The following is an 8,427-nucleotide window of genomic DNA, read 5'->3' as shown; positions in this document are numbered from 1 at the left end:
GCGATCGGAAGTTCCAAGCTCTTTCACAACCGTCCGTGATTTCGGGGTAGAACCCCTTTGTCTAGCTTGGATAGCCAATCAAACGAAACATTTATTGCTTTTGAGTGTGAGATCGCCATGAGCGATCCGTCAGACCACTCTTGCGTGGGCAACGTGAATACAACTGCTCGCATAGCGCAAAGCGCAGCGTAGTATTCAAGATATGGGTTTGCGATCCTCATGCCTGAACCTGCGGCGAAATTTAGGCCGTTTACTAGCACTGTCGCATTGAGGATCATCTTCGTGGCTAGATAGGCCCTGCACGTCCATGCCGAGTTTGTTTCAGTAGTCCAATTTTTCGTAAGCGGTGCTAGCAGGGCGAGGATTTCAGATGCAGTCCTTTCAGCCTTTGCGTCCTCAATGCCGTCAAGTAGTGTTCGGTACTCATAGGTCAAGCTTTTGACGATAGCCACATTCTTTCCTGCAAATCTAATGCCCGAATTAAGCCGCGCCGCGAAGCGGCGTCGGCTTGAGTGAATTGTTAAGTGCCAACCCGGACGGCGGCACTAGCTGACTCATCGTATTCCCAGAACTCCACGCCTTGCGGAACCAGATGGCTGCAGGTACGCAGGTAGTAGTTGGTAAGACTCTCTCCAGCGCCACGCCGGAGGTCCCGTAGCACGAATAGGATCTTTCGGTAGTCCGGCGGGGCGGCGTGGAAGTAGTACATGGCCTCGGTCCAGACGGTCAGTTTTGCACTAGGTACGTTGTGTCCGGCTGTCCAGCGGTGCGACTTGCACTCGACGATCACTTTTTGGTCGGAGCACCCCAAGTCAAAGGCATGCAGCTTCTTTGTCTGGCCGATACCAATCTCAACGCGATGACAGAGTTGGAGATGAACATCTTGAAGCGCAAAAAATCGTTGCGCGATCAGCTCGAACTCGCGTCCAACGTGGGCGTTCGATACTGATCCTATCCGCTGGAATGGCCTATCCATTGGCACCTAATACCTAGTAGACCCCATTTCGAGGTAATAGCGCCGAGTATTCTGGCTCGGATTCACGGCGTCAATCGGGATTTTCTTATGCGTATTCATCGGCTTGCCTGATGGTTTGGTGCCTGGTTGCTTGCGATGGTGTTCGCGTTATTCGCATGGAGTGCGGTGGCGATGGAATATCAGCCAACGGAGGGGGCGGTATCCGATGACGGTGCGGGGGATGTTCGCAGGGGGCTGATCGAGGAGGCGACTCGCAGGTTGCGGGTTGGTCACTACAGTCTGCGTACCGAGCGTGCGTACGTGGGGTGGATACGGCGCTTCATCCTGGCCAACGGCAGGCGTCATCCGCGTGAGCTGGGTCGGGTGCAGGTCGAGGCGTTCCTGACCGGGTTGGCGGTCGAGGGCAGGGTTGCGGCCAGTACGCAGAACCAGGCGCTGTCGGCGTTGCTGTTCCTCTATCGCGACGTGCTCGGCATGAAGCTGGACTGGATGGAGGATGTGGTCCGCGCGAAGCGGCCACAGCGTGTTCCCACCGTGCTCTCGCAGTTGGAGGTGCGTGCGTTGCTGGCGCACATGGAAGGGCGGATGGATCTGCTGGCGCGCCTGTTGTACGGCACCGGCATGCGCTTGATGGAAGGCGTCCGGTTGCGGGTGAAGGACCTGGACTTCGCCCGCAACGAGATCACCGTGCGCGAGGGCAAGGGAGGCAAGGACCGGCGGACCGTATTGCCCGCATCACTGGTGCCTGCGTTGCAGGCCGAGGTGGAGCGCGTGCAGGTGCTGCATCGGCAGGACCTCGCGAAGGGCGCGGGCGCGGTATGGCTTCCGCACGCGCTTTCCCGCAAATACCCGGCGGCGGCCCGGGAAGTAGGGTGGCAATACGTTTTTCCGGCGCGGCTCATCAGCCTGGATCCGCGCGATGGCGTATGGCGTCGCCATCATCTGGACGAGGCGATGCTGTCGCGCGCCCTCAAGCGCGCGCAGATCGCGGCAGAGATCGTCAAGCCGGTGACGGCGCATACGCTGCGTCATTCCTTCGCCACGCACCTGATCGAGGGCGGTTACGACATCCGTACCGTGCAGGAACTGCTCGGTCACAAGGATGTCGCCACCACGCAGATCTACACCCACGTGCTCAATCGCGGCGCCGGCGCCGTGCTCAGTCCGCTGGACCGTTGAGGTGGAGAAGGCGGAACGGGAGGCGCCTGCGCCATTCGGGCTGACGTGCGTGGTCGCGATGCTGCTCGGGATGGTGGGGATGCTGTGGCAGCCGGTATTGCCCGCAGTGATCGTGCTGTGGCTCCTGCTGGCCGCTGGACTGTTCGGCTGGTGGGCGGGCAGGCGCTGGCGCAGTGCGGGTGCATTGCTGGCGGGCGCGGCGTGGGCGGGTCTGCATGCCGCGTGGAGCATGGGCGTGCAATTGCCGGTTGCGTGGGAGGGGCGGGACGTGGCGGTGAGCGGTCAGTTGGTCGGACTGCCCGAACCGCAGGCGCGGCGGACGCGGTTCCTGTTGCGCGTCGATGACACGCAGCAGCAGCCGGCTCCACTGCGGGGGCGGTTGCTCAGGCTCGCGTGGTACGACGATTTCGGTGCGGCGGCGCCTGGTCCGCGAACGCAACTGGGTGCCGGCGAACGGTGGCGGTTCATCGCGCGCGTGCGGGCGCCTCGCGGACTGGCGAACCCGGGTGGCGTGGATGCCGAGCGTTACGCAGCGGCGCAGCGCGTCGCGGCGACCGGCTACGTGCGCGAGGCGGCGCGCGCGCAAAGGCTGTCCGCCGGCAAGGGGATCGATGCCTGGCGCAGTCGCCTGTCGCGTCGCATCGCGGACGAGGTGCCCGGTCGCCAGGCGCGCTTCGTGCAAGCGCTGGCGCTGGGCGATACGCGGGCGCTCGAGGACGAAGACTGGCACGTGCTTCGCGCGACGGGACTGACTCATCTCATCGCCATTTCCGGCTTCCATGTCGGCATGGTGGCCGGGGCCTGCGCGCTGACGGCGGCGGCCCTGTGGTGGGTGTTCCCGTTGCTGGCACGACGCATCCCGCGCCCCCAGGCGGCGGGCGCTGCTGCCTTGCTGGGTGCGCTCGCCTATGCAGCGGTCGCCGGCTTCGCGCTGCCGACGGTGCGCACGGTGCTGATGATCGCCGTGGTGGTGCTGGCGCGCCTGGCGCGGCGTCATGTGCGGATCGTGGACACGCTCGCGCTCGCCATGTTGGCGGTACTGCTCTTCGATCCCTTGTCGTTGCTGGCGGCGGGCTTCTGGCTGAGCTTCGGCGGCGTGGCGTGGCTGGCGTGGTGCCTGCCGGCGTCGATGCACTGGGCCAAGGCCTTCCTGCCTGCACAGGGCGTGGCTACGGTGGGGTTGCTGCCGTTCACGGCGGTGCTGTTCGGGCAGGCCTCGCTGGCCGGTCCCGTGGCGAACCTGGCGGCGATTCCGTGGTGGAGCCTGGTGGTCGTGCCGCTGTCCCTGTTCGGTACCGGCCTCGAAGCCCTTTGGCAAGGGGCCGGGACATGGGCGTGGCAGCTGGCGGGCGCCTGTTTCGCGCCGAGCTGGCAGGCCTTCGAACGCCTGGAGGACCTGCGGTATGCGCTCTGGTGGTTGCCGGAAAGCCCGGCCTGGGCGCTGTGGCTGGCGCTCGCAGGCGGCTTCTGGCTGCTGCTGCCGCGCGGGGTGCCAGGCAAGTCCCTTGCGGTGCTGTTGTGGCTGCCATTGCTGTGGCCGGACCGTGAAAAGCCGCGCGAAGGTGAGGTGGAACTCGTAGTGATCGATGTGGGGCAAGGTCTGTCGGCACTGGTGAGAACGGCGAACCATGCCGTCCTGTTCGATGCGGGCCCTGCGGTCGAGGACGGATTCGATGCCGGCGAGCGCGCGGTGGTGCCTGCGTTGCGTGCGCTTGGCGTCAGCCGGCTGGATGCGGTGGTGGTCAGCCATGGCGACAACGACCATGCCGGCGGTGCCGATGCGGTTCGCGACAGCCTGCCGGTGCGCACCGTACTGGCGCCACCGGGCGGGCCGGTGGATGCGCATGCGGCCTGCATCGCCGGCGCGTCCTGGGAATGGGACGGTGTGCGCTTCCGCTTCCTGCATCCCGGCCTGCATTTCCCCTACCTCGGCAATGAGGCGAGCTGCGTGCTGAAAGTGGACACCGAGTACGGCGGCCTCCTGCTGCCGGGTGACATCGGCGCCATCGTCGAACGCGGGCTCGTGCACCGTGACGCGGTCGCCCTGCGTTCGGACGTGGTGGTGGTGCCGCACCACGGCAGTGCCGGATCCTCCGATCCCGCATTCGTCGCCGCCACCGCGCCGCGGCTGGTGTTGAATGCCAGTGGCGCGGGCAATCGATTCGGCCATCCGCGGGCCGACGTGGTCGCTCGCTGGCGCAGACGGGGTGCCGAAGTGCTGGATACCCAGTCCGGTGGCGCGCTGCGCGTCTGGATCGGCGCGGACGGCCTGCAGGTGCGTGAACGGCGTCACGACCGGGCACGCTGGTGGGACGCCGTGCGGCGCCAGCAGGCCGGTGGGCTATCCTATCGGCTGGAAGAAGGACGGCCGGATGCGCCGGAGGACTGAACGTGCTGGAACTGGTGAAGGCCGGCGGTTGGCCGATGATCCCGCTGCTGCTGCTCGGCGTGCTGGCCCTGGCCATCGTGGTGGAACGGTTCTGGTCGCTGCGTCGCAAGGAGATCCTGCCGCCCGGGCTGGGCGAGGAAGTCCGCGCCTGGGCCGGTCGTGGCCAGCTGGAGCCGGCGCATATCGAATCCCTGCGCCGCAACTCCCCGCTTGGTGAGCTGTTGGCGGCGGCGCTCGACGTCCGCAACAAGCCGCGCGACCAGATCCGCGAGCGCATCGAGGACACTGGCCGGCACGTGGTCCATCGCATGGAGAAGTTCCTCAACGCGCTGGGCAGCATCGCCTCGGCCGGCCCGCTGCTGGGCCTGCTCGGCACCGTGGTCGGCATGATCCAGATGTTCCTGGGCATCCAGGACAGCGGCGTCGGCGACGTCAACGCGCTGGCGGGCGGCATCGGCAAGGCGCTGGTGTGTGCGGCGGCCGGCATGATCGTGGCCATCCCGGCACTGCTGTTCCACCGCTACTTCCGCGGCAAGGTCACCGGCTACGTGATGGAGATGGAGAAGGAAGCCACCGCGCTGGTCGATGCGCTGGAAGCCCGCCATCCGCGTGCCGTCGCCCGTCCGGCTGGCGGGGTCGCGCCGGCCGCGGCGCCGACGAACGCCTGAGGCCGGCGCATGCGCATCCGCGACGACCGTTCGCAGGAAGAACCCGAGATCAACCTGGTGCCGTTGATCGACGTGATCCTGGTGCTGATCATCTTCTTCGTCATCACCACGACCTTCGATGCGCGCTCGATGCTGCAACTGCAGCTGCCAAGCGCCACCGGCGAACCGGTGGCCGCGCAGGTGAAGGCGCTCAGCGTGCTGGTCAATGCCGACGGGCGCTACTTCGTCGACGAGCATGAGGTGCTGCGCCCCGACATCGACGCGCTCAAGCAGACCCTGCAGCAGGTGACCGGCAGAGATCGCAGCCGGCCGGTGCTGCTGCGTGCCGACGCTCGCACGCCGCACCAGGCCGTGGTGACGGCCCTGGATGCGCTCGGACAACTGGGCTTCCGCCGGATCAACATCGCCACGGCGCCGGAGGCGCGGAAGTGAGTCCGGCGGACTCGCCGTGGCAGGTCTACAAGCGACTGCTGCGTTTCGCGAAGCCCTATCGTGGGCTGCTGGCGCTGGCCGCACTGGGCGCGTTGCTGGAAGCGGCCGCGGGCAGCGGCTTCCTGGTGTTGATGAGTCCGATCACCAACAATCTGGTGACGCCGCAGGACATCAACCAGTGGATGCCGTTGGCGATCATCGGCCTGTTCGTCGTCCGCGGCATCGCCGGCTACATCACCGACATGAGCATGGGCAAGGCCGCCCGCAGCATCTCGCGTGACCTGCGGGTGAAGGTGCTGGGCAAGTACCTGCGGATGCCGGGCCAACGCTTCGACAGCGAGCCGGTGCCGTCGATGCTGGTGAAGCTGGGATCCGACAGCGACCAAGTGGCGCAGGCCGCGATCGACGCGATGAAGGTCGTGGTGCAGCAGTCGCTGCAGGTGATCGGTGCGCTGGGCGTGATGCTCTGGTACAGCTGGCAGGTGACGCTGACCATCCTGGTGCTGGCGCCGCCGCTGGCATGGGTGATGGACAAGGTGGCCAAGCGCTACCGCCGCATCAGCCATCGCATCCAGGAAAGCGCCGGGCACATGCTGCAGGCCGCGGACCAGACCCTGTCCAACCAGCAGGAAGTGAAGGTGTACGGCGCGCAGCCGGTGGAAATGGCGCGCTATACTTCGCTTGCCGATACCAATCTCAGCCTGTCGATGAAGGTGGAATCCACCCGTGCCATCTCGTCGGCGATGGTGCAGCTGATGGGCGCCACCGGCCTGGCGGCGCTGTTGTTCATCGCGGGTCGTGAAGCGATGGCGGGACGGTTGACGGCGGGCGATTTCGTTTCGCTGATGACCTCGATGATGGCCATCATCCCGGCGCTGAAGCAGCTGACCAACGTGCAGAACATGACCCAGCGCGGCATCGCGTCGGCGCAGCGGCTGTTCTCGGTGCTGGATGCCGAGGACGAGCAGGACGCCGGCACGCGCACCCTCGATCGCGCGAACGGACTGCTGGAGTTCCGCGATATCACCGCGCGCTATCCGGGCCAGGGCAAGCCCGCGCTGGATGGCATCAGCTTCACCGCGCGTCCCGGCACGGTCACCGCCATCGTCGGCCGTTCCGGCAGCGGCAAGTCGACGCTGATCAAGCTGATCCCGCGCTTCTACGAGGCCGAATCCGGCAGCATCCTGCTCGATGGTCATCCGTTGCAGGACTACCGGCTGGCCGACCTGCGCCGGCAGATCGCGCTGGTGGGGCAGCAGGTGATGCTGTTCGACGGCACCGTCGCGGCCAACGTCGCCTACGGCGAGCTGCAGGGCGCCGATGCCGCCACGATGGACGACGCCGTGCGGGGCGCCAATGCGATGGAATTCGTGCAGGGACTGCCGGAGGGCCTGCAGGCGCCGATCGGCAACAAGGGCGGACGCCTTTCCGGCGGGCAGCGCCAACGCCTGGCGATCGCGCGCGCGATGCTCAAGGACGCGCCGATCCTGATCCTCGACGAAGCCACCGCCGCGCTCGACAACGAATCCGAGCGGCTGGTGCAGAACGCGCTGCAGAAACTGATGCCCGACCGCACGACGCTGGTCATCGCGCACCGGCTGTCGACCATCGAACATGCCGACCAGGTGCTCGTGCTGGACCAGGGACGGCTGGTGGAACAGGGCACGCACGCCGAACTGCTCGCGCGCGGGGGGCTGTACGCCCACCTGTACCAGATGCAGTTCCGCGAGGGCGAGGCGGGGTGAGCAAGCGCGCGATGCCGCAGCCCCCCGACTACTGGTTCGGTGGACATCCCGTGCCCGCGTGGGCGCGTGCGCTGGCGGGCGTGTACGCCGCGCTGGTCGCGCTGCGGCGCGGGCTGTATCGCATCGGCCTGCTGCGCCGGCACCGTGCCGGCGTGCCGGTCATCGTGGTGGGCAATATCACGGCAGGCGGTACCGGCAAGACACCGTTGACGATCGCCCTGGTGGAGCGGCTGCGCGCGGCCGGCTTCAAGCCGGGCGTGGCCAGCCGCGGTTACGGCCGCAGCGGCGCGGGGCAGGCGCGCTGGGTGGATGCGGCGACGCCGCCTGCCGACGGCGGCGACGAACCCGTCCTGATCGCGCGCCAGACCGGTACCCGCGTGCGGGTGGACCGCGACCGTGTCGCCGCCGCGAAGGCGCTGGTCGCGGCCGGTTGCGACGTGGTCATCTGCGACGACGGCCTGCAGCACTACCGCCTGCAACGCGATGTGGAGATCGAGGTCATCGATGGTGCGCGCCGCTACGGCAACGGTCGCCTGATGCCCGCCGGTCCGCTGCGCGAGCCGGCCCTGCGCGCGGCGGCGTGCGACTTCCGCGTGGTCAACCTGCCGGACGCCGAGGATGGCGCCGCGTTCGGCGAATGGCCGATGCACCTGCAGGTCGACGATGCGCTGCCGTTGCGTGGCGGCCGGCCGAAGCCGTTGTCCGCGTTCGCCGGCCAGCGCGTGCATGCCGTCGCCGGCATCGGCAATCCGGGACGCTTCTTCACCATGTTGCGCAGCCAGGGACTGGGCGTGGTGCCGCACGCGTTCGCGGACCATCATGCCTACCAGGCCGGGGATTTCGCCTTCGGCAGCGAACTGCCGGTGCTGATGACCGAAAAGGACGCGGTGAAGTGCGCCGCATTCGCCAACGCCTGGTTCTACAGCGTGCCGGTCGCGGCGAAGTTGCCCGAGGCATTCTGGGTCGCCCTGCTGGAGCGGCTGGGTTCCGTGACGTCGGCGAATGCCGGCAGCCGGTAGTGTTCCCTTTCCATCGAGT

The 8,427-nt window shown here is 67.0% G+C and carries 5 protein-coding genes and 1 pseudogene; all 6 read left to right on the top strand.

Translation table 11 applies throughout. The features are described 5' to 3' along the window. Positions 1-1,210 precede the first annotated feature (1,210 nt). Positions 1,211-2,155: an integron integrase gene (locus V7060_RS15300; RefSeq protein WP_334180111.1), complete on the top strand. Its 945-nt coding sequence runs from the start codon at positions 1,211-1,213 to the stop codon at positions 2,153-2,155. Between the two features lie 58 nt (positions 2,156-2,213). Next, positions 2,214-4,581, top strand: a pseudogene (locus V7060_RS15295) (DNA internalization-related competence protein ComEC/Rec2); the annotation flags it as partial. Beyond that, positions 4,547-5,212 carry a MotA/TolQ/ExbB proton channel family protein gene (locus tag V7060_RS15290; RefSeq protein ID WP_334180105.1) on the top strand — a complete coding sequence of 222 codons (666 nt, stop codon included), beginning with the start codon at positions 4,547-4,549 and terminating at the stop codon, positions 5,210-5,212. The pseudogene V7060_RS15295 and the gene V7060_RS15290, both read left to right, overlap by 35 nt. Positions 5,213-5,221: 9 nt before the next feature. Next, complete coding sequence (locus tag V7060_RS15285; RefSeq protein ID WP_334180104.1) at positions 5,222-5,644, top strand: biopolymer transporter ExbD; 423 nt, start codon at positions 5,222-5,224, stop codon at positions 5,642-5,644. Continuing rightward, positions 5,641-7,389: a lipid A export permease/ATP-binding protein MsbA gene (gene msbA, locus V7060_RS15280; RefSeq protein WP_334180103.1), complete on the top strand. Its 1,749-nt coding sequence runs from the start codon at positions 5,641-5,643 to the stop codon at positions 7,387-7,389. Before V7060_RS15285 ends, msbA begins: the two co-directional genes overlap by 4 nt. Next, positions 7,386-8,408, top strand: coding sequence for a tetraacyldisaccharide 4'-kinase (gene lpxK / locus V7060_RS15275; RefSeq protein ID WP_334180102.1), 1,023 nt, complete (start codon positions 7,386-7,388; stop codon positions 8,406-8,408). The genes msbA and lpxK overlap by 4 nt, the downstream gene beginning before the upstream one ends. The last annotated feature ends 19 nt before the right edge of the window (positions 8,409-8,427 follow it).

It is taken from the genome of Pseudoxanthomonas sp., assembly GCF_036845285.1.
GTDB lineage: Bacteria > Pseudomonadota > Gammaproteobacteria > Xanthomonadales > Xanthomonadaceae > Pseudoxanthomonas_A.
Note: the sequence above shows the minus strand (reverse complement) of the source record. Positions and strands in the feature narration are given on the sequence as shown.